Source organism: Paenibacillus sp. JL3B1040, assembly GCF_057063165.1.
On sequence record NZ_CM169317.1, the window covers coordinates 1,039,489 to 1,064,272 of the forward strand.

Here is a 24,784-nt window from a genome sequence, read left to right on the forward strand (position 1 = left end):
ACCGTTTAAACTAACTAGATTGTTAATATTGAATAACAAATGTTGGACCAAATCGCGATTTGTAAAAAAAAATAAAAATTCCCGCGAATAGATTTAGCTATTGACACAAAAATGGCGAAATCATAAAATGAAAGCGATAACATAATTGAGATTTGCGGCATATTTGTTAGCCTAACATCGAGGTTTTTATTATGCTAACTGTTAGGGGATGAGCAAGGGGAATGTTGGTTTTGGCGTCACGATTTCTTTGAGAATCTTTAAAAAATGAGGATGACTTAAGGAGGTTGGCTTAAAGGTGAAAAAGGGGAGCAGGATGATCGCTTTGGTTCTGTCGTTGGTATTGATATTCGCGGCGGCTTGTTCGGGCGGCAATTCCGGCAGCAGCGCCAATAACAACGGCACTGCGGACAACGGGGGGAACTCGGCCAAGACGGATCGCGGGAAGGAACGGAAGTCCCTTAAAAATGTAAGCGCTTCAGACCCTGATGTGAAAGCCGGAAGCAAAGTAACCGTCTTCAACCCGAAAATGCCTACCTTGGACCCGACGCAATGGCAAGGGCAGATTCTGGTAGGACAGGGAACCCTGCTGGAAGGGCTTTACGGTTATAACCAAGACCATGAAATCGTTCCGAAAATCGCAACGGGTTATACGGTTTCCGAAGATAAGAAAACCTGGACGTTTACGCTTCGGAAAGATGCCAAATGGTCCAACGGCGATCCGGTCACGGCGCATGATTTCTATTATTCCTACATGTACCAGCTGGATCCGGCCAATACGACCGCACAGCTTTGGCTTAGCGTACTGAATTACGTGAAGAACAGCTATGCTTACCATGCCGGCTCCGTCGGCAAAGAAGAAGTCGGTCTGAAGGTCATCGACGACTATACCCTGGAAATCACGACGACGCTGCCTCACGCCTTGTTGGGCAGCCTGGTTCTCGCCGGGTCGATGCCGATGAATCAGAAGAATGTCCAAGCGCATCCGGGCAAATGGTTCGAGCCGGAGAATTTCGTCGGCAACGGTCCTTTCATGGTGAAATCGTTCGTTCCTAACGGCGAGCTTGTGTTGGTGAGAAACCCGAATTATGTCGGCGCAGAAGGGCAGCTCAATCACGGCAACGTCGAGACGATCCATGTGCTTCCGGCCACGACGGTTCCGGTCGAAGATTACATGTCCGGCCATGCGGATGTCGTTCTCGTCCAAACCCCTTCGGATTTGCAATACGTAAAGACGACCGAATTAAAATCCCAGCTTTACTCGGCGCCGAACTATTCGATCCGCTATATGGCATGGAGCAATCCGGCGACCGAATCCCCTTACGATAAAAAAGAAGTGCGCCAGGCCATCGCCAAGGCGATACAGCGCGCGCCGATCGTTGATTCGGTTCTCAACGGTATGGGAGGGGCCACGAATATCTTTGCCTCGCCGGGTTGGCCGACCGAAAAGCTCGAAAAGGGCATCGACGAGGATCTCGAAGGCGCCAAGCAACTGTTGAAAGAAGCCGGGTATGAAGGCGGCAAAGGCCTGCCGACGCTAACGCTTTACATCGGTGTCAAGCAAGTGGATGCGCAAGGCGAACAAATCGCTTTGGCGTTGGGCCAAATCCTGCAGCAAAACTTGGGAATCAAGACGGAAATCGTGCAGTTGAACGAAGCGCAATTCAATGCCTACCAGTACAACGGGCCGCAAGCCAATGCAAAGCCGGGGTTTGTCTTGTCCTCCGGGGCCACGAACTGGAGCGAGCCGGGAACGCTGGATATGGGCGCAACCCAACAGCTGTATTCAATCGGAACGTTGGATGCTCCGTTGGAAGCAACGAAGAACTTTGTTGACTGGAGCAAAGAGGTCTATTATAAGCCGGCCATCGAAAAATACGGCAATCCGGAGGATCCCAAGGCGGGCGTAGAGTGGAGCGATTGGGCGGCTTTGGAACGGGCGGCCCAAGAAGATATCGCCTTTCTGGAAAAATGGATTTCCGAACAGCCTGCCGAGTGGCAGCCCTATCTGAAACAAGAGGGAGTTCCGACGCTGGCTGAGCAGTGGCAGCAAATCGTCGATGTTTGGAAAAACGCCAAGACCAACGACGAGAAACATGCGGCTTTTGTGACGGCATGGACGTTCGTGGCGCCGAATGCTCCGGGAGGCAAGCTGAACCAGAACGCACTGGATGTACAGGTTTACTATAACCGGACCACCTCGGAATCGGAGAAATTACGGGATCAGCGAATGTGGCAGGCCCAATTCGTAAATAGCCTGACCGTCGATGAGGCCGCGCCGATTGCAGCCAAGCTGGTAAATTCGCTAATGGAAGACGCTTATGCCATTCCGTTGTTCTACCAAATGCAGTACTTCTTGGTTAAACCGGGGATCACCGGGGTGCAATCGAACCCTTGGGCATGGGGCAATTTCTACAACCTGCACTTTCTGAATGTGGATTAAATACACGGCACCTGTCGCGGGCACCCGTTCCGGTGTCCGCGAATCGGTCAAGGAGGCTCAATCATGGCCGTATTCAGATTCATCGCAAAGCGCATTGTCGAAATCATTATCACCTTAATCCTGGTCATTACGGTTAGCTATATCATGATGTACTTTTCGCCGGGCGGGTTCATGAATACGAGTACGATGGCTACGGCCCTGGCGCCGCTGCAAGGACAGAATCCCGTGCTATATCAGGAAGTCATGGAGCAATTTCAAAGCCGGTATGGCCTGAATTTGCCGCTTTGGCAACAGATTCTGAAATATGTTTGGCATGAATTGACGTTTGATTTCGGCAATTCCATGCAAAATCCGTCGCTTAGCATCGCCTCGCAGCTGCAGCGCACCTTGCCGGTCAGCGTTATTTTGGCCTTCGGGTCCGTCATGCTGTCGGTTCTGGTCGGGGTGCCGCTTGGTATCATAGCCGCGCTGAAACGGAATACCTGGATCGATTACCTCGTGAGTACCGTTTCCCTGGCAGGGCAAGCGATTCCGGCGTTTGTTCTTGCGGTGATTTTGGTTTTGCTGTTTGGGGTCGTTTTCCAGGGGATATTGCCGGTAACCGGCTGGGGCCGTTGGGAGCAGGCGATTTTGCCGATCATTTGTTTGTCCGCGGCGAATGTCGGCGTCGTAGCCAGATATATGCGCGGAAGCTTAATCGAAACGCTGAGGTCCGATTATATCCGGACCGCCAAAGCCAAGGGCGTCAAATACTGGCCGATGATCATGAAACATGGCGTCAAAAACTCGCTCACCGCGATGATTACCGTCATCGGACCGCAATTTGCGTTTACGGTGATGGGAACTATTTGGGTGGAACAAATCTTCGCGATTCCGGGGTTGGGCCAGGTGATGCAGACGGCGTTCACCAGCTTCGATTTTCCGCTGGCGATTACGTCCGTATTTTTGCTGGGTTCCATGATCATGATCATGAACTTGCTGGTTGACATTATCTATGCCTTGATTGATCCCCGGGTCAAATTGTAAGAGGGCAGAACAGTAAGCGATCAAGGAGGGGGCGCCATTGGCCAGAACCGTTACAGGGACGCATTCGGACGTTGTCCTTAAGAAAGAGAAGAGTAATCTCCGCCGATCGGAGTTTTACCAGGGTTGGAAACGTTTTAAGAAACATCGCCTCGCTGTCATCGGCCTCGTATGGGTGATTATCTTCTGTCTTGCCGGAATCATCGGGCCTTGGGTGGCTCCGTATGATTATCGAACGGGCGATTTTTTGGCGATTAACCAAGGGCCGTCCTGGCAGCATATTTTCGGCACGGATAACGTCGGACACGACATGTTTAGCCAGATTTTATACAGTATCCGCAGCGCGCTGATTATCGCCGTGGGAGCGACTTTGGTCAGTTTTCTGATCGGCGTGGTCCTGGGGCTCTGGGCCGGCTTGCGCGGCGGGATTGTGGACATGATCGTAATGCGCGCCGTCGACTTCATGATGACGCTGCCGGGATTTCTGTTTGCCTTGATCTTGGTCATATTGTTGGGCCGCGGGTACTGGTCGTTGATCTTAGCGATCGGTATTCCCGGATGGGCCGGCTATGCAAGACTGATCCGCAGCTTGGTCCTCGGCATGCGAAACAGCGAGATGGTGGAAGCGGCAACCGCTTTGGGCGCGTCCCAAGCGCATATCGCAAGACGATACATGTTCCCTAACGTCATCGGCAGCATGGGGGTTTCGCTTGCCTTCGGCATCCCCGGCGATCTGACTCAAATCGCGGGACTGAGTATTTTCGGTATGGGGCTTCAACCTCCGATTCCGTCTTTCGGCAACATGATTGCCCAAGCCAGCGAGAACATTCTCGGATTTCCGTGGCTGTTGTATTTTCCGGCGGGCATCTTCGCGATCACGTTATTATCCTTCCTCTTTGTAGCCGACGGTCTGCAGGAAGCATTCAGTCCAAAGGGGGGGCAATGAACATGAGCGAACCGCTGCTTCACATCGATAACCTTCACGTCAAGTTCGCCAGAAGCGAAGATGAAGTATATGCCGTCAACGGCGTCAGCTTTTCGATTCACGAGAACGAAACCTTGGGCATCGTCGGCGAGAGCGGCTCCGGCAAGTCCGTCACGCTCATGTCCTCGCTGGGCCTGATTCGCGAGAACGGAAAAATTACGTCAGGAACGGCGAAATTCCAGGGGAGAGACTTGCTGAAGCTGCGTCCCAAGCAATTGGAAGATATTCGCGGCCGTGACATCGGCGTGATTTTCCAGGATCCGATGACCAGCTTGAATCCGGTCATGCGGATCGGAGATCAGATCATGGAAGCGATGCTCACGCACCAATACGCCGGCCGCAAGGAAGCGTATGAACGTACCCTCCAGCTTCTGAACGAGATGGGCATTCCCGATCCGAAATCAAGGTTTAACAATTATCCTCATGAGTTCTCCGGCGGGATGCGCCAGCGCATCATGATCTCTATAGCACTGGCCTGCGAACCGCAGCTTTTGATTGCCGATGAGCCGACGACGGCGCTGGACGTGACCGTCCAAATGCAAATCCTGGCGCTGATGCAGGAATTGCGCCGCAAACGGGGCATGAGTGTAGTGATGGTGACGCACGACTTTGGGGTGGCCACGAATTTCTGCGACAAAATCATCGTCATGTACGGGGGCCAAATCATGGAGGTGGCCAAGACCGATCATTTCATTCGCCGGACGGCCCACCCTTACTCAATCGGTTTGAAACGGTCGATTATTGAGGTCGGCCACAAGGGTCAAGAGATTCTGCCCATCCCGGGGGCGGCCAAAGCGTTGACTGAGCCGCCAAGCGGCTGCCCGTTTGCCGAGCGCTGCTCTTTTGCGACAGACCGCTGTCTCCATGAAGTGCCCAAGCTTCGCGATTTCGGCGAAGACCATCAAATCGCCTGCCACCATGCCGAGGAGGTTGTTTCCCTTGCCTAATCAAGCGTTGCTGCAAATCGAGAACGTCACGAAAACCTTTCGTCAGCAGGGTAAAGCGCTGCGTGCCGTCGAGAATGTATCTTTTGCCCTGGAATCCGGGAAAACCTTGGGGCTTGTCGGCGAAAGCGGATCGGGTAAATCCACCCTGGGGCGTCTGGTGTTGCGTCTTTTGGATCCCGACAGGGGCAAAGTCATCTTTAACGGAACGGACATCACCCGATATAAGAAAAAAGACCTGCGCCCTTTACGGAAGGATATGCAGATTATCTTTCAGGACCCGAACGCGAGCTTGAACCCGAGAATGACGGTGAGCGATGCCATTGAAGACGCGATGGCCATCCATCAGATCGGAACGAAAACGAGCCGGCGCGAACGCGTGCTTGAGCTGTTGGAGCGGGTCGGCTTGCCCGATGAAGTCCGGTATGCCTATCCCCATGAATTGTCGGGGGGGCAGCTTCAGCGCGTGGGAATCGCCCGGGCGTTGTCGCTGAATCCGAAGCTGATGATTTGCGATGAACCGGTGTCCGCGCTTGACGTGTCCATCCAGGTTCAGGTCATTCAATTGCTTAGGGATTTGCAGAAGGAATTTAATCTTGCGTACATTTTTATCTCGCATAATCTAGCGGTCGTCGAATATTTGAGCGATGAGATCGCCGTTCTTTATTTGGGGGAAGTGGTCGAGCAGGCGCCGGCGGACGAATTGTTCAGAAAACCGACGCATCCGTACACCCAGGTATTGCTGAATTCGATCTTAAAGATTCCGGATCGTCCGGAGGATAAGCAAAAGATGATATCCATTCAAGGCGAAATCCCGTCTCCGCTTCACCCGCCGAGCGGGTGCGCCTTCCATCCGCGCTGCCCTCTTGCGTCGGAAGCCTGCAGGAACGCCAAGCCGGAACGGAAGAAAGTTTCCGAAGGGCATTATGCGACTTGCCATCTTGTGGATTAAGACAGTTGCAAGCATGAGGGAGTGACAGAAATGTTTATTAAAGGAATGACTTACGGTTGGAACAGTACGCGCGGCTCCTACCGCCAGCCTTATGCGCTGGATTCGCTTCGCCGGCTGAAGGAGACCGGCAGCGAATGGATTGCCTTGGCCTTTTATACGCTTCAGCCAAGCATTTACTCCACCGAGATCCCGTTCGATTACGGCGCCACGATGACCGATCGGGATATCGAATTTATCGTTAAGCAAGCCCACGCGTTGGGGCTGAAGGTATGCCTGAAGCCGGTCGTCAATTCGGCGGACGGCATCTGGCGCGCCCATATCGGGTTTCCGGAAGAAGAGGGGGCGCAGCCGTATTGGGCTGCGTGGTTCCGCTCGTACACCAACTTTTTGTGCCACTATGCCGAGTTGGCGGAGGAACTGGGCTGCGAGATGTTCTGCATCGGCTGCGAGATGGTGGCCACGGAGAAGAAGACGGATCATTGGACCGCCGTCATCGAACGAGTGCGCCAGTTCTACAGCGGCCCGATTACCTATAACGCCAATCACGGCAAGGAGGAGGGGGTCGCTTGGTTCGATCGGGTGGACGTCATCGGCACGAGTGCTTATTATCCTGTTGCCGGCCGTCCCGGGGACAGCGAGGAGGCGATGGCGGAGAACTGGCTGCCGGTCAGAGATAAGCTGGCGCGGCTGCATGCCAAATTCGGCAAGCCGATCGCCTTCTTGGAGATCGGTTGCCGCAGCGCGTTGGGGTGTGCGATGATGCCTTGGGATTTCTCGCATCGGGAGCTGCCGGCGAGCGAGGAGGAGCAGGCGAATTTCTACGGCTCCGTGATCAAAACGTTTTGGGAGGAGCCTTGGTTCGCCGGCTTTTTCTGGTGGGATTGGAGTGTAAAGCTTTATCCGCTGGAGGCGGCGGCGGCGAACACCGGCTTTGACATCTACGGCAAGAAGGCCGAGCAAGTGGTGAAGGAGTGGTACGCCAAGAGACGGTGAGGTGGCTTTCGCGTTGACTTCTCAAACGGGATAGTTCTGCTACAATAAGAGAAGTTGATTTAACGGAGGGAACCTCGATTGAAGAAAGTGACCATGCAGCAGATTGCCGAAAAAGTGGGCGTGTCCAAATTTGCCGTGTCCCAGGCGCTGTCCGGCAAACCCGGAGTCTCCGAGGAAACCAGGATGAGAATCGTGCAGGCCGCGAATGAACTGGGCTATTCCTGGAGAACCCAGTCTCCCCTGAAGGATAACGCCGGAAGACCGGACTTGAGGGACGAAACTTCGCTTTCCAAGGGCACGGTGATCATCCTGATGCCAAATGTGCGGTTCCAAAGCCGGGAATCGCTGTTCTGGGGCCGAATCATCGACGGCGTCACCGCCGCTTTAGCGGAACGCGAGCTTGGTGTCATGATGGTGACCGAAGGGTATTCGGATCGCTCGCTCAAGAGCATAAACCCGAAGGGCGTACTGGGTTTGATCGGGATCGGGTATATTGCGACTCCGTTGCTTCTCGAGATCCGGAATTTGCGCATTCCGTTCGTGCTTGTCGATCATGAGGACACGCTCATTCCTTCCGACTCGGTGTTCATGAATAATTACGACAGTATGAGGCAGATGACTTCGCTCGTCCTTCAATCGGGCCGCCGTGACCTTCGCTTTGCCGGAAGCCCGGGATATTCCCGCAGCTTCCACGACCGTTGGCTCGGCTATCGCATTGCGATGGAGGAGGCGGGGGTGCCGGTTCCGGCGCAGGAAGAAGATCCGTTTCTCCAATTGGAGGAGGACGCTTACCTTATCGTCGATCGGGAAATTCCCCAACTCGCCGCGAATCGGAAGCTCCCTTCGGCTTTTGTTTGCGGGAACGACTTTTTTGCTTACCTTATTCTAAAATCATTGATCGTCAACGGCGTTAAAGTGCCGGAGGAAGTGGCGGTGACAGGCTTCGACCACACGGACGAAGAACGGGACCCGGCCCTTCCGTCCTTGAGCACGATTCATGTTCCGAACGAGACGTTGGGAAGGCGGGCGGTCGAGATCTTGTTCCAACGGCTGGCGGACCCGGATCGCCCCTTCGAGAAAACGATGATACACGGCGCTTTATTGCTCCGGGAATCTTTCAAAATCAATTGAACGTGATCGGGCCCAAGGGGGGGATTCCAGCGGTTTCCTTCGGTATGTTTACATATCTGAAGGAGTACCCCAAAGTGGGAAGGGCTGTGAAAGATACGAAACGTCTGAGCCGCTCTACGCTCAATCTATGAAACTGCCGAAAGGTTAAAATTTGAACATTCGCAAGCCATCCCCTGCATAAAATGAATTCGAAACGCTTACATATATTGGGTGATCTTCAAAGTTCATGATTGGAGGGGAACGTATGGGTGCGAAAGGTGCGAAAGCTACAAAAGCCGGAAAAGGGAAAAGCTACACCGAGGTGTTGCATTCCGCGAAGTTCAAGACGCTGATCTCCCGCAAGAAAAGATTCATTATCCCGCTAACCGTGTTTTTTCTGCTGTTTTACTTTGCGCTTCCGGTCATGACTTCGTATTCGGAGGTGCTGAATCGACCGGCGATCGGCCCGATTTCCTGGGCCTGGATGTTCGCGTTCGCCCAGTTTGTCATGGCGTGGGTGCTGTGTATCCTTTACTCCCGCGTTTCGCGGCGCTTTGACCGGTTAGTGGACGAAATTCGGCGGGAAATGGGGGCGTAACGATCATGGCGTTCACCTTATTTTGCGCGATTGTGGTGCTGACGTTGGTCATTACTTATTTTGCCGCCAAAAAAACGAACAACACCAGCGAATTCTACACGGCCGGCGGCGGGCTGAAGGGCTGGCAGAACGGGACCGCCATCGCCGGCGACTATATGTCGGCCGCGTCGTTTCTCGGCATCGCCGGGTCGATTGCCTTGGTTGGCTTCGACGGCTTCTTCTACAGCATCGGGTTTCTGGTTGCCTACCTCGTCGTGCTGTACCTCGTTGCCGAGCCGCTCCGTAATTTGGGCAAATATACGGTAGCCGACATGATTGCCGCCCGCTTTGCCAACAAAGAGGTTCGCGGGTTCGCGGCGCTGAATACGATTGCGATCTCGATCTTCTACATGATTGCGCAGCTCGTTGGAGCGGGGGCGCTGATCAAGCTCCTGCTTGGACTCGATTACGTTACGTCGGTGCTGATCGTCGGGGTGCTTATGACCGTATACGTCGTGTTCGGCGGGATGCACGCCACGAGCTGGGTGCAGATCACCAAAGCGATTTTGCTGATGGGCGGTACCTTCGTCATCTCGCTGATGGTCTTTGCAAAGTTCGATTTCAGCTTGACGGGTATGTTCGAGCAAATGAAAACGGCGACGCCATTGATGGAGAACTACCTGAATCCGGGCAACAAGTACAAGGTCCCCTTGGAGACGTTATCGCTCAACCTGGCGCTGGTGCTGGGGACCGCCGGGCTGCCGCATATTTTGACCCGTTTCTTTACGGTCAAGGATGCTCGTACCGCCCGCAGCTCCGTCGTCTACGCGACTTGGATCATCGGCATCTTCTATGTCATGACCATCTTCCTCGGCTTCGGAGCCGCCGCGTTCGTTGGAACCGAAGAGATCACGGCTGTCGACAAGGCCGGCAATATGGCCGCTCCGCTGCTGGCCAAGGCGCTTGGCGGCGACTTCCTGTTCGCCTTCATCTCGGCGGTGGCGTTCGCGACGATCCTGGCCGTCGTTACCGGCCTCGTTCTGTCCGCCGCGTCGGCCTTCGCGCACGACTTCTATGGCCAGATCGTCCGCCGAGGCAACGCGACCGAACGAGAGCAGCTGCGCATGGCTCGCTGGGCTTCGATCGGTGTATCGATCATATCGATCCTGCTCGCCTTGTTCGCCCAGAAGATGAATGTGGCTTTCCTCGTCTCGCTAGCTTTTGCAGTCGCGGCGAGCGCCAACCTGCCGATCATCCTGTTCACCGTGTTCTGGCGAAGATTTAACCGCACGGGGGCGATTTCCGGCATGTTGGTCGGCTTGTTCAGCACGGTTATTCTCGTAGCCTTAAGTCCGAACGTATGGGACCCGGAACCGGGCAAGGCGATCTTGACCGGAACGGCGATTTTCCCGATGACGAATCCAGGGATCATTTCGATTCCGCTGGGCTTTCTTGCCGCATTTGTCGGGACCCTCCTTTCCCGCAGCAAGGACGAGGCGAAATATGCCGAGGTTCTCGTCAAGGCGAATATCGGGGTTTAATGTGCGGTAACCCTCATAAGAATGCTAACCAATCAGACGGCCCCAATGGGAGAGCCCTGCAAAACGAATACAGTTTCTGTAAAAAGCAACCCAGTACCCCTTCGGTGCTGGGTTTGCTGTATACTGGAAGAAAAAGAGAAGCGAGTTGAGCCGTTTTGCTGCAGCCAGCCAGACAACTAACCGCATCATTCCATGCGGAGCTATATCAGCTTGTGCCGGAAGACCATCTGCTTCGCAAGATCGATGCTGCGGTGGATTTCGGATTTGTATACGAACTAGTGGAGGATTCCTACTGCAAGTATTACGGCAGACCGGCAAACGAGCCGGAACTGTTGTTTCGCCTGCTGTTCTTACAGATCCTGTACAACCTCTCGGATGAGCGAATGATTCAGGAAGCTGAGGTGAATCTGGCTTACAAGTGGTTTCTCGGGATCAATCCGGAGGATCCGCTGCCAGACGCCTCCCAGCTGTCGCGGTTTCGTAATCACCGGCTAGGAGCAAGTCAGGTCGAAGACGTACTGAAGCATGTAGTCAGTCAATGCATTGAGCAAGGCTTAGTCAAAAGCAAAACCATTATCCTGGATGCCACGCATACACGGGCCGGCAGCCCAAAACAAAAGCCGTTCGACGTGCTGCGTGACGCGGCCAAGCGTCTGTTTCGCGTCGTAGTCAAACGCCACCCCAAGTTGGAGAAGAAACTACCTAAGCTGCCCTCCGTTAAAAGCGAAGATACGGAAGCGGAGAAAACCATGCTGACCTACTTGGCGCAACTGGGAGAGACCGTGGAGGAACTGCTTCCGGACCATGAAGGAGCGGTGAGTGAGAAACTGGGCATCGCCAAACAAATCATCGAGGATGAGCGACTCCTCTCACAAAAGGGGATTCTCTCCGCCATCGACCCGGATGCACGTTTCGGCTGGAAGAGTAGTAGCAAATCGTTCTTTGGCTACAAAGAACATATCGCCATGACGGAGGAAGAGATCATTACCGCGCTGGAGGTAACACCGGGAAGCACTGACGACGGCAAGCAATTACCGGCATTGCTCGAACAAACCACAGCAAACGGTGTAACCGTAAACGAAATCATTGCGGATACCGCCTATTCGGGCAAGGATAATCTGGCGAGAATGAAAAAGGAAACCATATCGCCTGTCGTGCCCTTAAACCCAATTGTCCACGAAGGGGGCGAGCGTCAAGAAGGATTCGAGTATAACAAGGATGCCGATTTCGTCGTTTGTCCGGCCGGTGAGCGAAACAAACGGAAGGCGATTCAAGGCAGCAAGACCAGCGGAGAGAGCCGATCACTCGTCTTTTACTTTGACGTCGAGAAATGCAAAACCTGTCCGCTGCGCGAAGGATGCTACAAGCCGGGCGCCAAGAGTAAGACTTACTCGATTCGGATCATCGCCGAACATTATAAGGAACAGATCGAGTTCGAGTTCAGTGATACGTTCAAGGAACGAATCAAGCGCAGACCGATCATTGAACACAAGAACGCGGAAATGAAGAGATTCCACGGTATGGATACAGCCAGGTACCGGGGTCTCTTCCGCATGCGAATACAAGCCTACCTCACCGCGTTTGTTGTAAACGTAAAACGGATGGTGAAGTTAAAAGAGCAAAAGCAGCCCATCCTCGGGTGAGGATGAAGCTGCTTTTTCCGTTTTATCGAATTTATTTTCCAGTTCCGAGCCCCCAATAACCTAGAAACGAGGCTTTTGCAGGGCTCTCCAATGGGGTCGTTTTTTTATTTTCCATCCCTCACGATTCTATCATTCTATGTAAAAAACAAGGTAAAACCTTTAATTTGCGAAGTGAAATGTATGCGCTTACCTTCTATAATTTTCTAACAAAGGGGGTGATAGTTAAATGTTTCTAGATTATGACACAGGGTAGGTGATGCCCCACAAGAGCAAAGTCGCATCTCGGTATGAAGCAGAAGCAGGGAGCGGGAACGAATGACTTTTCTAAAAAAAGAGTTCTGAGGAGGAATTGATCATGAAGTTGAAAAAGAAAGTGTTTACATTACTCCTGGCGGCTTCGATGAGTTTCGGTTTGTTTGGGGCGACCTCAAATGCAGCAACGGATTATTGGCAAAATTGGACGGATGGCGGCGGGACGGTGAATGCGGTAAACGGGGCCGGAGGCAATTACAGCGTCAATTGGTACAATACCGGCAATTTCGTGGTCGGCAAAGGCTGGAGCGTCGGTTCACCCAATCGGACGATCAATTACAATGCCGGCGTATGGGCTCCTTCGGGAAATGGCTATTTAACGCTTTACGGATGGACAAGAAACTCGCTGATCGAATATTACGTCGTCGACAGTTGGGGCACGTACCGGCCGACCGGCACCCATAAAGGCACGGTGACCAGCGACGGGGGCACCTACGACATCTATACGACGATGCGCTACAATGCGCCTTCGATCGACGGCACACAAACGTTCCAACAGTTCTGGAGCGTCCGGCAATCCAAAAGACCAACCGGCAACAACGTCGCGATCACTTTCAGCAATCACGTGAACGCTTGGAAGAGCAAAGGCATGAACTTGGGGAGCAGTTGGGCTTATCAGGTCCTGGCGACGGAAGGCTATCAGAGCAGCGGAAGCTCTAACGTAACGGTGTGGTAATCGGTTAGTTCATCGCTGAACTTCGTCTCAAGGCCGTTCGGTTTACCGCCGGCGGCCTTTCTCGATCTTTCAATCAAAGGGGAGCTACCCATGAGGAAGCGGTTCAGATTCATGTTTCAGTTCATCACCATGATGTTGCTGGTCTCGGCCTGCTCGCTGGTTGCTACGGGAAAGCCGGAGCGGCTGAACGATCAATTCGTGCTGGTTCAAGGCGGGAGTGTGATGAACACCCTGTCCAATTACTACGGCTCGAATATCACGCTGGCTGATTTTTATATCGGAAAATATGAAGTCACCCAGAAGGAATGGGTGGAAGTGATGGGCAGCAATCCGTCCCAGTTCCAAGGCAGCGATTTGCCGGTGGAAAGGGTAAGCTGGTACGACGTCATTGAGTATTGCAATCAGCGGAGCATAAAAGAGGGCTTGAAGCCCTTTTACCATATAGATAAGAGTAAAATCGACCCGAATAATCAAAGCGAACACGATCACATGAAATGGCTCGTATCGATCAATGCGGAGGCGAACGGGTACCGGCTGCCGACGGAGGCGGAGTGGGAGTATGCCGCCGGCGGCGGCCAACGGAGCAGGAGTAACAAATACAGCGGAAGCTCCCGTGCGGATGACGTGGCTTGGTATTGGCGGAATGTCGGGGATAAATACTTGACCGGAGACTGGAACTGGCCGATCATCGAAAACAACCACAGCACCACCCAACCTGTCGGCGGCAAGAAGCCAAACGAGTTGGGGCTGTACGATATGTCCGGCAATGTCAGGGAATGGTGCTGGGATTGGTATGGAGACGATGTGAACAAGAGCGTGGACCGCGGCGCTTTCCGGGTGGTGAAAGGCGGCGGCTGGATCGGCGATATCGGCAGCAGCGAAGTTTCGTTTCGCGGCAAGTTTGAACCAAACGGCTTGGGTCCGGATCAAGGATTTCGATTGGCTCGCAGCAAGTAAACGCGATGGAACGCCCGCCGGTTTAGGATTTGAATCCAGCCCTCCCGACGTAGTATGCTAGACGAAAGCATCCATGCGGAATGAAGGGAGTCGGCCATAATGAATCTGGAAACCGTGATGCAGGAGCTTGAGGCGCTCGGCAAGGAACGCCTGAAGAAAATGTATCTGTCCAACGGCGCGAGGGAACCGCTGTTTGGCGTAGCGACAGGAGAGATGAAGCCGCTGTTCCGGCAAATCAAAATCAATCAGCCTTTGGCCGAGCAGCTATACGCAACGGGAAATTACGATGCCATGTATTTTGCCGGGATCATTGCCGATCCCAAAGCGATGACGCACGCGGATTTTGAGCGCTGGATCGAGGGGGCTTATTTCTATATGCTGTCGGATTATGTCGTGGCCGTTACCTTGGCGGAGGCGGATATCGCCCAGGAGGTTGCCGACAAGTGGATCGCCAGCGGGGAAGAGCTAAGGATGTCGGCGGGCTGGAGCTGTTATTGCTGGCTATTGGGGAGCCGTCCGGACAGCGAATTTTCCGAAAGCAAACTCGCCGGCATGCTGGAAACGGTGAAGAACACGATCCATGAAGCGCCCGAACGAACCAAATCCGCGATGAACAACTTTGTCTACACCGTCGCCGTATCTTATAAGCCGCTCCACGACCAAGCGGTGGAGGCCGCCAAGGCGATCGGTCCGGTCGAGATGAAACGGGACAACAAGAAGAGCACGTTCCTGAACGCCTCGGAAAATATACAAAAAGCCCTGGATCGCGGCCAGCTTGGATTTAAGCGAAAGTATGTGCGGTGTTAGACCGGCATTTGAACTCAAAGATTACGGCAGTTTCAATTGACCGTCAGGAGAATGTTCCTGACGGTTTTTTAAGCTGCTTCACATTCGTTCCAATTACTCCTGCAACAATGAACGCGGAACCGATGAGATGGTAGACGGTCACTGCCTCTCCGAGAATGAAGGCTCCGGCTGCGATGGAGATGACGGTGGACAGATTGGAAAATACGCTGATCTTGGAAGCTTCAAGCTGGGTCAGCGCGTAGCTGGACGCGAAAGCTGTTACCAGCGATGCCGGTATGCCGAGATAAAGAATGGACCAGACAAATTCCGAATTCGCCAGCGGCGCGTAGATTTGGCTCAAGGTCCCGTCAGCCGCATGACCTGCGAGCGAAGCGGACCAGAAGACTACGCACCCGATCGCCATCATGGAGATGGTGACCTCGGTCGGCGTGAACGTGCGCAGCAGATAGCGCGAAAGTACGACATAGCCCGCGGATGCGAGACATGAAAGGAATAACAGCGATATGCCCGCCACATTTGTAAGATCAAGGCCCGTGTTTTGCATGACAAAGATCAATACCACGCCGAATACGGACAGCAGGATCGAGAGCTTCTGCCGCAGTGTCGTGGATTCCTTCAGAAAAACCCCTGCCAGCAAGGCGGTTAGGATCGGTGTTGTCGCAAAGATCATGCCGCCTTCCGCGGATGAAGCGTGCTTCAATCCAAAGGTCTGCAAGGTAAAGAAGCCAAGCGGATACATCAGGGCTAAGAGGAGCAATCTTGGCCACGGCTTGTCCTTGAGCGAAAGGCGAAATACGCCGGCGGCGGCCAGTATAACAATTGCCGCGAACGACAAAGTAAAGCGAAAAGCAAGGGTGTCGATCGGGTTGGCGTACGCAAGGGCGACCTTCGTAAACAAAAATGATAATCCGATGATGGCCGCATAGACGAGAACGGCGATGTAAGCATAAACGCGACCGTGTTGTGCCTTGGATTGCATGGTTGAATTCTCCTTTTAGCGAATGAGAGGTTAGTACCTGTTATTGGAATCGTAAGGCATTCCGTTTCAGGGGACAATTCGAAAAAATCGAAACTGTATCGATACAGTTAGGGTCGGCAGTTATAGCGCGGAGGCGCTTTTTTCGCTATAGTGAGGTCTAAGAAGAACTTCGGACAGATCTTGAAGCATGGGGAGCGAGCAGGTCATGAGAAAGTATGCGGAGATCCTGGCGGATATTGAACAAAAGCGGGCTATAGGCGTGCTTCGCCCAGGACAGAAGCTGCCGTCGGTTCGCCAGGCCGCGGATATGTACGGCTGCAGCATCAGCACAGTGACGCGGGCTTACGCGGAGCTTGAGAAACGCCATGCGATCTATTCGATTCCGCAGAGTGGTTACTTTAGTGGAAAGCAGTTCTACCTCTCGGACTATCTGCAGCGGGAGAAGTTTTTGCGAATCGGCATTTCCCGCGCCCGACCGGAGCAGATTGATGAAGGGGTCAAAGCCGTTATTGAAGAAATAAAGCGGGGGATGACCACTTTGTGAAATTCATGGAGAAAGCAGGGAGCTTATTTGAAGTATTCCGTTATTCCGATTGCGTATCTGCCGGGATGTCCCATACATTTCATGATGAATGATTCCAATTCCGAGGCGTTTCATCAACACTCAGGGTTGGAGATCATTTGGCTTTTGGCCGGAAAACTGAAAGTAACGATCGGCCCCAATGATTATCAGCTGCATGAAAACGATCTTCTTTTGATCAACCATTTCGAATCCCATCGTGTCGTTCCGCAAGCCGAAACTACTCGTTTTATTCAACTGCATATCGATAGTCTTTTTATATATAAACATAATCACGATTTTTATCATTTGTTCTATGATCTGAAATCCTTCAAAAATAGTGCAGACAACCAAAATCCGTATGATGTTATCCGGATATTAATCAGTCGATTAGTTACCTATAGAAGCGAAGGGAATCCGGAAATAAATAAAGATGTCCTTCAATTGTTAGGTTACTTAACGTCTCGTTTCAGTAAAAAGATCCCTGTGCCGGATCTGGAAAGCCGTGCTTCCAACAAAGATGTTAACATCGTCCAGCAAATATTGAACCGAGTCGAACTGGATTTCAAAGAGAAAGTGACGTTAAATCAAATCGCACGGGAACAGCATTATAATTCATCTTATCTATCTGATATCTTCCGAAAAAGTGTCGGGCTTACCTTTAAAGCCTATTTGGAAGAAATTCGGATCAGGTATTCCTTGTTCTTGCTGCACAACCGGGAAAGCTCCATTATGAACGTAGCCTTGTCTTCAGGCTTCGGCGATGAAAAAAGTTATTATAAAGCCATCAAAAGCAAATTTTCGTTAACCCCGCTACAGTTGCGCAAAAAATATTTAGAGGGGAATCATAATGACCCGGCTGTGATCGACTTTTCCAAAGAGCCCTTGATTCATCATTACATCTCGCTTCCGATCGAAGCCATAACGTTAGAGGAAAATACGGTCCAAACCACGATTGTTAGGGACATTCGAGCGGATGGATATGAATTGAAGCAGATATGGAGTAAAATGATGAACATTGGATCCGCCAATACGCTGTTAAATCAAAATATTCGCGATCAAATCAAAGAGATGCGGGAAGATATCCCGATCGAATATATCCGATTTGAAGGCGTCTTCAACCAGGAAATGGACGTGATCCAGAAAGATCGGGACGGTTTAAAATTCAATTGGAAGTTTATGAACAATATTCTGGATTATTTACGGGAGATCGAACTCAAACCATTTATTTGCTTGAGTTATATGCCGCTTTTATTTGCCAGCAAAAGCACCAGCTTCTTTAATTATCAGGGAAATACTTCTCCTCCGAAAGAAATGAGTCAATGGCTATCCCTGGTTCAATCTTTTATGATGAATTGCATCAATCGTTATGGCCTTGATCCCGTGTCAGAATGGTATTTCCAAGTATGGACTGAGTTTCCTGTGCATGATATTCATTGGAGTGGCACATTTGAACAGTATTTCGAATTATATAAGCAAACGGCGTTGCTCATCAAGGGCATATCTCCATCGCTGAAAGTGGGCCCTGCAGCAGAAAATTTCCATACGGACGATCAACTTTCCGAGAAGCTGCTTGAATTCTGTCAAGAAAATGCGGTTCCCCTTGATTTTTACAGCTGCAACATCTACCATAATCGCGTCAAATTTAAAGATTGGCTGGAACGATCCCTAACTAGTCCTGTGGATATCAAATTAATTCCATTTCAATATGAGGCCAAAAATCATACCAAGCATTTGCTGGAAAAGATGCATCGAACGCTAAAAGCTCACTATACGAAGGATATTGAGTTCATCGTAACACGTTGGAACTTTAGCTGGGATGTGACGAACTTTCTTCACGATACCGCCTTTATGGCCCCCTTTATTATCGATAATATGCTTGATCCAGCGGCGGCACATCCCAAGGCCATCGGTTTTTTGTCGGCTTCCGATATTCTCTTTGAATGGGATATCAAAAGCACTCCCTTTTTCGGGGGGACCGGGTTGGTGAATACGGAAGGCATCAAGAAATCCGCGTATTATGCCTTCGTGTTTTTATCAAAGTTAGGCGGCACCGTTTTTGCCAAGGGCAAAAATTATATCATGACCAAACAAGGCGAGAGTATCCAAATTTTGGCTTATAATCCCGCCTACCCTGACCAACTGTTTATGAGGGGAGAACAAACGGAGCAAAATGCTTATGATGTTTTCGAAGAAACGAATGATTTATTATTAAATATTCACCTTCAAAATATATACGGAACGTATAAATACAAACAATACAGCCTTAACCGAAAACATGGCTCCGCCTATGACGAATGGATTCGGATGGGCGAATACGCCGATCTGAACCATGAAGAAACGGATTACTTGAAAAATATATCCAGACCTTCTCTGCAATTAAAACAGCTCACCTTAACAGGCGATTTTCATCTTACTTTGCATGTTCCGGTTCACGGGATCGAATGCATCATCTTAAATAAGTTCTATAAGTAAACCAAGGAACTCCCGCTTCATTTGGGGGGGATTCTTTGGTTTTTTATTTTTTTCTTGCGGATATCCGATACATTGGCCCTCTTCTCCCTATCACTTCCCTAAGAAATAGGAAGGAAACGCGAACTTGTCTGCTTTACAATTTCTATTGAAAGCGGTTTTATTGAGATTTAAAAACAGATCGGAGGAGATATGGGATGAAGGCCAATAAACAGGTTCGCTTGTCTTATACCGCGAAGGCGAAGGAAATCGTCAGCCGAATGAGTTTGGAAGAAAAAGTGCATCTCATGAGCGGAAAAGTTTCCATGGAAGAGATGCTGGAAGATTTTAAGGTGAGACACTACAACTGGAGACCTTATCCCGCCGGCGGCAATGACCGCTTGGGGGTGCCGGAAATGAAATTTGTCGACGGCCCGCGCGGAGTCGTATCCGGCAACAGCACCTGTTTTCCGGTTTCTATGGCAAGAGGCGCTTCTTTTGACCCTGAACTTGAGGAGCGCATTGGGCGTGCCATAGGCAAAGAGGTTCGTGCGCAAGGCGGTAACTTTTTCGGCGGCGTGTGCATTAATCTCCCGTATAACCCGGGCTGGGGCAGAAGCCAGGAGGTCTACGGAGAGGAATCGTTCCACTTGGGTGTCATGGGTTCCGCCTTGGTAAAGGGTGTTCAGGAGGAAAATGTAATCGCTTGCGTGAAGCATTTTGCTTTCAATAGCATGGAGTTGGCCCGGTTTAAGGTCAGCGTCATCGCCGATAAACGAACGGAACGTGAGGTTTTTTTGCCGCACTTTAAAGATTGTGTAGATGCGGGAGCCGGCAGTGTGATGAGCGCTTATAATTTATATCATGGAATTCATTGCGGGCATCACGATTATTTGTTGAATCGGGTTTTGAAGGATGAATGGGGGTTTGACGGATTCGTCGTTAGTGATTTTGCCTGGGGTATCAAAGATACGGTCGAAGCGGCAAATGGCGGCATGGATATTGAAATGTGCCACACGAAGTTTTTTGGCAGCAAGCTGGTTGAAGCCGTAAGAAACGGTCAAGTCAGTGAAGATAAAATCGACGAGTCGGCAGTAAGAATTGTCCGTACGTTACTGGCATTTACAGAGGCGGACAAGGATACGTACGGCAAGGACCTGATCGCAAGTAAAGAGCATATCGCCTTGGCGCTGGAAGCGGCCGAGAAGTCCATGACCTTGATAAAAAATGAGCATCGCGTTCTGCCGTTCTCCAAAACAAAAACAAAACGTATTGCGGTCATCGGCGAACTCGGCAACAAAGGAAATATCGGCGATCACGGCTCGAGCCGGGTGTTTCCGCCGTACGTTGTGACACCGCTGGAAGGGATCGAACGTTTACTTCCCAATGCCGAGGTGATCTTCGATAACGGAGAAGACCCGGAGCAAGCGAAGCAATTGGCGAAATCCGTTGATGCCGTTGTCTTTGTCGTAGGATATGACCACGATGATGAAGGGGAATCCGTCACGAACGAGGATGCCGATTTGAAGGCGGGCGGGGACCGTAAAAACAGTCTTGGTTTGCATACGAAGGATATGGAACTGATTAACACGGTTGGCCCCGCTAACCCAAACTCCGTTGCGGTCCTGATCGGCGGCAATATGATCATGATTGAAGAGTGGAAGCTGTCGGTTTCCTCTATTCTGATGGCCTATTATCCGGGAATGGAAGGCGGCACCGCCATAGCCAAAACGTTGTTCGGCGACGTCAACCCGGGCGGCAAACTGCCTTTTGTGGTACCGACGAGCGAAAGCCATTTGCCTCAAGTGGATTGGGATGCAACCGAGATCAAATATGACTATTATCACGGGTATGCCAAATTGGAGAAAGAAGGGATCGAGCCTTCCTTGCCCTACGGATTTGGTTTATCCTACACCAGCTTTGCGATTTCCAACGCTTCCTTCAAAGCAATCGATGACCGAATCATCGCGGCTTGCGAGGTTGAAAATACGGGGGACGTCACGGGCGACGAAGTCGTGCAACTGTATGTCGGTTTCGCTAACTCCAAGATAGATCGGCCAATTAAAGTTTTGCGCGGGTTTAAGCGGATTACATTAAAGCCAGGTCAAAAAACGAAGGTTGAAATCACCTGTCCGATTGAAAAAATCAAGTGGTTTAATCCTGCCGCAAACCGGTGGGAGCTTGAAGAGATGGCCTATGAAGTGTACATCGGAACCAGCAGCGCGGAAAAGGATTTAATCAAGGGAAGTATCAGCTTACACTAGGTTTCTCCTTACTGAGAACGTTCCCGTCTGGAGGGTGCACAATGGCGATAAGAGAAGAGTCGAATCAAAAGTTATCCTTATTGGAAAAAGTAAGCTACGGTTTGGGAGATACGGCTTCAAACTTGATTTATGCGGTGGTTACCACTTATTTGACGTTCTATTTTACGGATGTCTATGGGATTGGCGCTGCCGCCGTCGGTACGCTATTGTTGGTTGCTAGGCTTGTGGATATGGTGGACAGCCCCATTTTCGGTATCTTTATTGACAAAACGCATACAAGATGGGGGAAATCAAGACCGTGGATTTTATGGTCCTGTTTTCCGTTCACCATTGTCACGATCCTGTTGTTCATGGGCCCCGAGTTAAGCGCTTCCGGGAAGCTGGTGTATGCCTACATTTTCTATATTGCTTCCAACATCCTGTATACAGCCGTTAACAATCCGTTAACGACCCTGCTTCCGAGCTTGTCCAGCGATATTCAGGAAAGAACGGTGGCTAACTCCTTTCGGATGTTTGGCGGGCAATTTGGCGGCTTGCTGGTCAACCTGACGTTATTGCCGCTTGTTGCATTATTCGGGAATGGGGATCAGCAAAAAGGCTTTTTTCACACGATGATCCTTTTTGGCGCCGTGGGTCTTGTGATGTTTTTGATCACCTTTTTCAATACGAGAGAGCGGGTTCAAGACCGATCCGGAGGCAAATCATTGCCCGTAAGAGAAAGCGTCAAGGCGATAAAAGGCAATATGCCTTGGCTAGCCGGGGTTTTAGTGGGCGTCGTATTTTTTATCCTGTACGTAGTGAAATTGTCGTCGGGCATTTATTACATTACCTACAATCTGAATCAGCCCAACCTTGTCACCACGGCCAATACGCTCGGCTCGTTAACACTGGTGGGAATTATCTTTGTGCCGTTCTTATCCAAGAAGTATAGCAAGAAGACGTTGATGATTACCGGGATGCTCATTAGTATTGTTGGCCAACTCATAATCTATCTTGGCGGACACAGTACGGCCATGGTGCTTACGGGTACAGTCATTGGTGCTGTTGGTCTGGGATTGCCGGTCGGGTTATTGTTTGCGCTCATTGCCGATACGGTTGACTATGGCGAATGGAAATCGGGCGTCCGTGCGCAAGGGTTGCTTGCTTCCACCGCTTCCGGGATTGCGATTAAATTAGGCTCGGGTCTTGGCGGAGCGATTCCGGCTTGGTTGCTTGCGGCCGGGGGGTATGTTGCGAATCAAACTCAGACGCCATCCGCGCTTCGCATGATAGAAATCAGCTTTATTTGGCTGCCGATCCTGTTATGTATCTTGTCGATTCTCATCTTGGTTTTTCTCTACCGATGGGAGAAACCGCATCATGAGATTGTTGCGGAATTGGCAGCGAGAAGAGGGTAATGGAAATCGGGCTACTCGATTAGGCATAGCCGTCCTTGAATGGGGCGGCTTTTTGCATTATGGAGTCGCTAAAAAAAAGAGCGGGATAGGCTAGCGTTTAGCCTTTCTCCTGCTCTTATTTGTTTATCTCGTAAAATCAACGATTTTCATACTTCCACCAATCTTACTTGTGATGCAAATAACTCTTCTTAATTTGGAGGGGAGTAAACCGAAGCAAAACAGGAACTTTCTGATATACTTAAGGCAGAATGCTCAGAGGTTTATTACCTTAAACTTAGTTCATGCAGGAAATACGATTGCTACAATCGAACTATAAATTAGCAAAGCAAAGGGCAAGTTAATTTTGTTCATAAAATAATGAGATTTATATAGGAAGGTGTAAACTCATGAGTGCGGACAACTCCATTCTATTAAATCGTGTGTTTACACGAAATACATTACGTGAAATTGTGGAAAGTAATTATAGCGATGCTTATACGACTGCAGTTCGAAGATATGTCGCCGACTCTTCTGGCAAGAACAACAAACAACTTATCAGTGAAATATACACTGTTCTAAAAAGAGAATACCGCAACGAGTATTTTTATAAAAATACAATTTTAAATAAATTGCTTCTTGGTGTTCATAAGCCAACAACAACTACAGCTTTGACAGAAGTTTCCATTGGGAAATCAAAAGCCGATTTTGTGCTGATTAATGGACGTGCAATTGTTTATGAAATCAAGACGGAATTGGATAATCTTGATCGCCTTGAATCCCAGATTGCCAATTATTTTAGAGCATTCACGCGTGTGTCCATTCTCACTTGCGAAGCCCATAGCGATACATTATGGAAGCGGTTGGCGGACTCACCCGTGGGTATTTGTATTTTAACGAAGAAGGGCACGGTCAAGGAAGCAAAAACACCGCAAGAGTATGTCGATAAACTAAATAAAGATACGATGTTCAGAATACTTCGCAAACAGGAGTATGAAGGAATTATCAAAAAACATGTTGGCGATCTTCCCGATGTGTCCCAATTTGAATACTACAAGGCTTGTAAACATCTGTTCTGCCAAATGGATACCCACGTAGCCTATGCGGCATTTATAACGACCCTCAAAAAACGCGGACAGATTGACATAGAGCTATATCATCAGATCCCTTATGAATTAAAGTTTCTTGTTTACTTTTCTGGCTTCAAACCAGATGAGTATAGAAGACTTCATTCATTTTTGCAACAAAAGGAGGTTAGTCCATGTACTTCCCTTATTTAAGAGGTCGTCAATTTGAGCTTATTGCGATCAGAGAACTCATTGAGAAGTCACTAATGAGCAAAAATGTGATGCCGGTTGTTGAACCGGTGAAATTGTCCTCGGCTTTGATTAAAACCTTGGCATCGTTTAAGGAAAAGGACCGGGCTTTGGGGCTGATTCGAAATCCTCAAGTAGGAAGCATGCGTAAAGACTTAACCGATGAAAAAAATGAAAAGGATAAGGGACGATTTTATGAATTGCTTAAGACATCTGACATCTTAACCTTTCTTTTTGCGGACGCTAACTTGCCGGCTCATCTCTCCACTATGGAGAGTCAAGGAATTAGCAAACGCGATATCGCTACCATATGTATTCATCCAGACTCAATTCCCCATTTTGAATCCGCTTATGCTTCGGATTATCCTCGTTATAATTTTATACCTGATGAAAGTGTTTTTCGCAGACGGATGCCAGGACAGAGAGTAATCCTTGAAGATCGTTTTCCTAAAAAAAGCCGGAACGTCGATTATTTAGCCCCAGAAGATGAACCGTTTTCCTCGGACCATCTTTACTATGGGCTAGATGGATACTTAGGCTTTTCCGACTATTCGGTGGTTGGTGACGAATATACAGAGACGGGATTTGCACCCTATGCGGTTGCAATTCATATCGTATATTTTGCAGATGACAGGACTTTGCGGGTCCGGCATTTCGTATCCGATACGAATGACGACATAACTGACCCCGCCGGTAAATTTGCCGAGGCGTTGGAGAAATTGGTGGTGTGGAACCAAACCCAGCAACTCGATACATATGGAATTCTTAGTTTTGAAAATATGTATAAAGACCGTTCGTATCCCGGATTAGGAACAGTGAAGAAACTTTCCATTATGCATCATCTAGAGTTGATGAGTCGTTATTTAGACGGGGTAGAGTGAA

General features: G+C 50.3%; 19 protein-coding genes and 1 pseudogene. 19 read left to right on the forward strand and 1 reads right to left on the reverse strand.

Annotated features, from left to right (window positions below; all coding sequences use genetic code 11):
* Positions 1-313: 313 nt before the first annotated feature.
* From ACZF99_RS04550 to ACZF99_RS04610, 13 genes are all read left to right on the forward strand, one after another.
* On the forward strand, positions 314-2,440 hold the full coding sequence (locus ACZF99_RS04550; RefSeq protein ID WP_483609436.1) for a peptide ABC transporter substrate-binding protein: 2,127 nt from the start codon (positions 314-316) through the stop codon (positions 2,438-2,440).
* 63 nt (positions 2,441-2,503) lie between these two features.
* Positions 2,504-3,466: an ABC transporter permease gene (locus ACZF99_RS04555; protein ID WP_240268564.1), complete on the forward strand. Its 963-nt coding sequence runs from the start codon at positions 2,504-2,506 to the stop codon at positions 3,464-3,466.
* Positions 3,467-3,503: 37 nt separating this feature from the next.
* Positions 3,504-4,409 (forward strand): ABC transporter permease, encoded by a 906-nt coding sequence (locus tag ACZF99_RS04560; protein WP_240268563.1) that lies wholly within the window; start codon positions 3,504-3,506, stop codon positions 4,407-4,409.
* A 2-nt stretch (positions 4,410-4,411) separates the two neighbouring features.
* Entirely contained in the window at positions 4,412-5,395 is a 984-nt protein-coding gene (locus ACZF99_RS04565; RefSeq protein ID WP_240268562.1) for an ABC transporter ATP-binding protein, read from the forward strand.
* Positions 5,388-6,344 carry an ABC transporter ATP-binding protein gene (locus ACZF99_RS04570; RefSeq protein WP_483609439.1) on the forward strand — a complete coding sequence of 319 codons (957 nt, stop codon included), beginning with the start codon at positions 5,388-5,390 and terminating at the stop codon, positions 6,342-6,344. Before ACZF99_RS04565 ends, ACZF99_RS04570 begins: the two co-directional genes overlap by 8 nt.
* Before the next feature lie 30 nt (positions 6,345-6,374).
* Positions 6,375-7,337, forward strand: coding sequence for a glycoside hydrolase family 113 (locus ACZF99_RS04575; protein ID WP_275693724.1), 963 nt, complete (start codon positions 6,375-6,377; stop codon positions 7,335-7,337).
* Positions 7,338-7,424: 87 nt separating this feature from the next.
* Entirely contained in the window at positions 7,425-8,468 is a 1,044-nt protein-coding gene (locus tag ACZF99_RS04580) for a LacI family DNA-binding transcriptional regulator (RefSeq protein WP_240268592.1), read from the forward strand.
* Positions 8,469-8,712: 244 nt separating this feature from the next.
* A complete protein-coding gene (locus tag ACZF99_RS04585; protein ID WP_483609441.1) occupies positions 8,713-9,045 on the forward strand; it encodes a DUF485 domain-containing protein in 333 nt (110 codons plus the stop codon).
* A gap of 5 nt (positions 9,046-9,050) precedes the next feature.
* Positions 9,051-10,565, forward strand: coding sequence for a solute symporter family protein (locus ACZF99_RS04590; RefSeq protein ID WP_483609443.1), 1,515 nt, complete (start codon positions 9,051-9,053; stop codon positions 10,563-10,565).
* A 155-nt stretch (positions 10,566-10,720) separates the two neighbouring features.
* Complete coding sequence (locus ACZF99_RS04595; RefSeq protein ID WP_483606049.1) at positions 10,721-12,208, forward strand: IS1182 family transposase; 1,488 nt, start codon at positions 10,721-10,723, stop codon at positions 12,206-12,208.
* Positions 12,209-12,563: 355 nt separating this feature from the next.
* The gene (locus ACZF99_RS04600; RefSeq protein WP_240268556.1) at positions 12,564-13,196 is read left to right on the forward strand and encodes a glycoside hydrolase family 11 protein; all 633 of its coding nucleotides are present in this window, start codon (positions 12,564-12,566) and stop codon (positions 13,194-13,196) included.
* A 90-nt stretch (positions 13,197-13,286) separates the two neighbouring features.
* A complete protein-coding gene (locus tag ACZF99_RS04605) occupies positions 13,287-14,153 on the forward strand; it encodes a formylglycine-generating enzyme family protein (RefSeq protein WP_240268555.1) in 867 nt (288 codons plus the stop codon).
* Positions 14,154-14,252: 99 nt separating this feature from the next.
* Positions 14,253-14,960 carry a DNA alkylation repair protein gene (locus tag ACZF99_RS04610; RefSeq protein ID WP_483609446.1) on the forward strand — a complete coding sequence of 236 codons (708 nt, stop codon included), beginning with the start codon at positions 14,253-14,255 and terminating at the stop codon, positions 14,958-14,960.
* A gap of 43 nt (positions 14,961-15,003) precedes the next feature.
* On the opposite strand, the gene ACZF99_RS04615 is transcribed toward ACZF99_RS04610, so the two are convergent.
* Positions 15,004-15,939, reverse strand: a complete 936-nt coding sequence (locus tag ACZF99_RS04615) for a DMT family transporter (protein ID WP_483609448.1) — start codon at positions 15,937-15,939, stop codon at positions 15,004-15,006.
* A 205-nt stretch (positions 15,940-16,144) separates the two neighbouring features.
* On the opposite strand from ACZF99_RS04615, the pseudogene ACZF99_RS04620 reads away from it, so the two are divergent.
* The 6 genes and pseudogenes from ACZF99_RS04620 to ACZF99_RS04645 all read left to right on the forward strand — a co-directional run.
* Positions 16,145-16,339 (forward strand): annotated as a pseudogene (locus tag ACZF99_RS04620) (GntR family transcriptional regulator); the annotation flags it as partial.
* A gap of 270 nt (positions 16,340-16,609) precedes the next feature.
* A complete protein-coding gene (locus ACZF99_RS04625; protein ID WP_483609450.1) occupies positions 16,610-18,973 on the forward strand; it encodes a GH39 family glycosyl hydrolase in 2,364 nt (787 codons plus the stop codon).
* Between the two features lie 194 nt (positions 18,974-19,167).
* Positions 19,168-21,213, forward strand: a complete 2,046-nt coding sequence (locus ACZF99_RS04630; protein WP_483609452.1) for a beta-glucosidase — start codon at positions 19,168-19,170, stop codon at positions 21,211-21,213.
* 41 nt (positions 21,214-21,254) lie between these two features.
* A complete protein-coding gene (locus ACZF99_RS04635; RefSeq protein ID WP_483609453.1) occupies positions 21,255-22,610 on the forward strand; it encodes a glycoside-pentoside-hexuronide (GPH):cation symporter in 1,356 nt (451 codons plus the stop codon).
* A gap of 386 nt (positions 22,611-22,996) precedes the next feature.
* Positions 22,997-23,866 carry a sce7726 family protein gene (locus ACZF99_RS04640; RefSeq protein ID WP_483609455.1) on the forward strand — a complete coding sequence of 290 codons (870 nt, stop codon included), beginning with the start codon at positions 22,997-22,999 and terminating at the stop codon, positions 23,864-23,866.
* Positions 23,848-24,783 carry a sce7725 family protein gene (locus tag ACZF99_RS04645; RefSeq protein WP_483609457.1) on the forward strand — a complete coding sequence of 312 codons (936 nt, stop codon included), beginning with the start codon at positions 23,848-23,850 and terminating at the stop codon, positions 24,781-24,783. The genes ACZF99_RS04640 and ACZF99_RS04645 overlap by 19 nt, the downstream gene beginning before the upstream one ends.
* The last annotated feature ends 1 nt before the right edge of the window (position 24,784 follow it).

What these genes read in the sequence shown, in the direction of transcription:
- ACZF99_RS04550 (WP_483609436.1), top strand. Translation starts at nt 314, where the DNA reads ATGATCGCTTTGGTTCTGTCGTTGGTATTGATATTCGCGGCGGCTTGT.
- ACZF99_RS04555 (WP_240268564.1), top strand. Translation starts at nt 2,504, where the DNA reads ATGGCCGTATTCAGATTCATCGCAAAGCGCATTGTCGAAATCATTATC.
- ACZF99_RS04565 (WP_240268562.1), top strand. Translation starts at nt 4,412, where the DNA reads ATGAGCGAACCGCTGCTTCACATCGATAACCTTCACGTCAAGTTCGCC.
- ACZF99_RS04575 (WP_275693724.1), top strand. Translation starts at nt 6,375, where the DNA reads ATGTTTATTAAAGGAATGACTTACGGTTGGAACAGTACGCGCGGCTCC.
- ACZF99_RS04585 (WP_483609441.1), top strand. Translation starts at nt 8,713, where the DNA reads ATGGGTGCGAAAGGTGCGAAAGCTACAAAAGCCGGAAAAGGGAAAAGC.
- ACZF99_RS04590 (WP_483609443.1), top strand. Translation starts at nt 9,051, where the DNA reads ATGGCGTTCACCTTATTTTGCGCGATTGTGGTGCTGACGTTGGTCATT.
- ACZF99_RS04600 (WP_240268556.1), top strand. Translation starts at nt 12,564, where the DNA reads ATGAAGTTGAAAAAGAAAGTGTTTACATTACTCCTGGCGGCTTCGATG.
- ACZF99_RS04605 (WP_240268555.1), top strand. Translation starts at nt 13,287, where the DNA reads ATGAGGAAGCGGTTCAGATTCATGTTTCAGTTCATCACCATGATGTTG.
- ACZF99_RS04610 (WP_483609446.1), top strand. Translation starts at nt 14,253, where the DNA reads ATGAATCTGGAAACCGTGATGCAGGAGCTTGAGGCGCTCGGCAAGGAA.
- ACZF99_RS04615 (WP_483609448.1), bottom strand. Translation starts at nt 15,939, where the DNA reads ATGCAATCCAAGGCACAACACGGTCGCGTTTATGCTTACATCGCCGTT.
- ACZF99_RS04630 (WP_483609452.1), top strand. Translation starts at nt 19,168, where the DNA reads ATGAAGGCCAATAAACAGGTTCGCTTGTCTTATACCGCGAAGGCGAAG.
- ACZF99_RS04635 (WP_483609453.1), top strand. Translation starts at nt 21,255, where the DNA reads ATGGCGATAAGAGAAGAGTCGAATCAAAAGTTATCCTTATTGGAAAAA.
- ACZF99_RS04640 (WP_483609455.1), top strand. Translation starts at nt 22,997, where the DNA reads ATGAGTGCGGACAACTCCATTCTATTAAATCGTGTGTTTACACGAAAT.
- ACZF99_RS04645 (WP_483609457.1), top strand. Translation starts at nt 23,848, where the DNA reads ATGTACTTCCCTTATTTAAGAGGTCGTCAATTTGAGCTTATTGCGATC.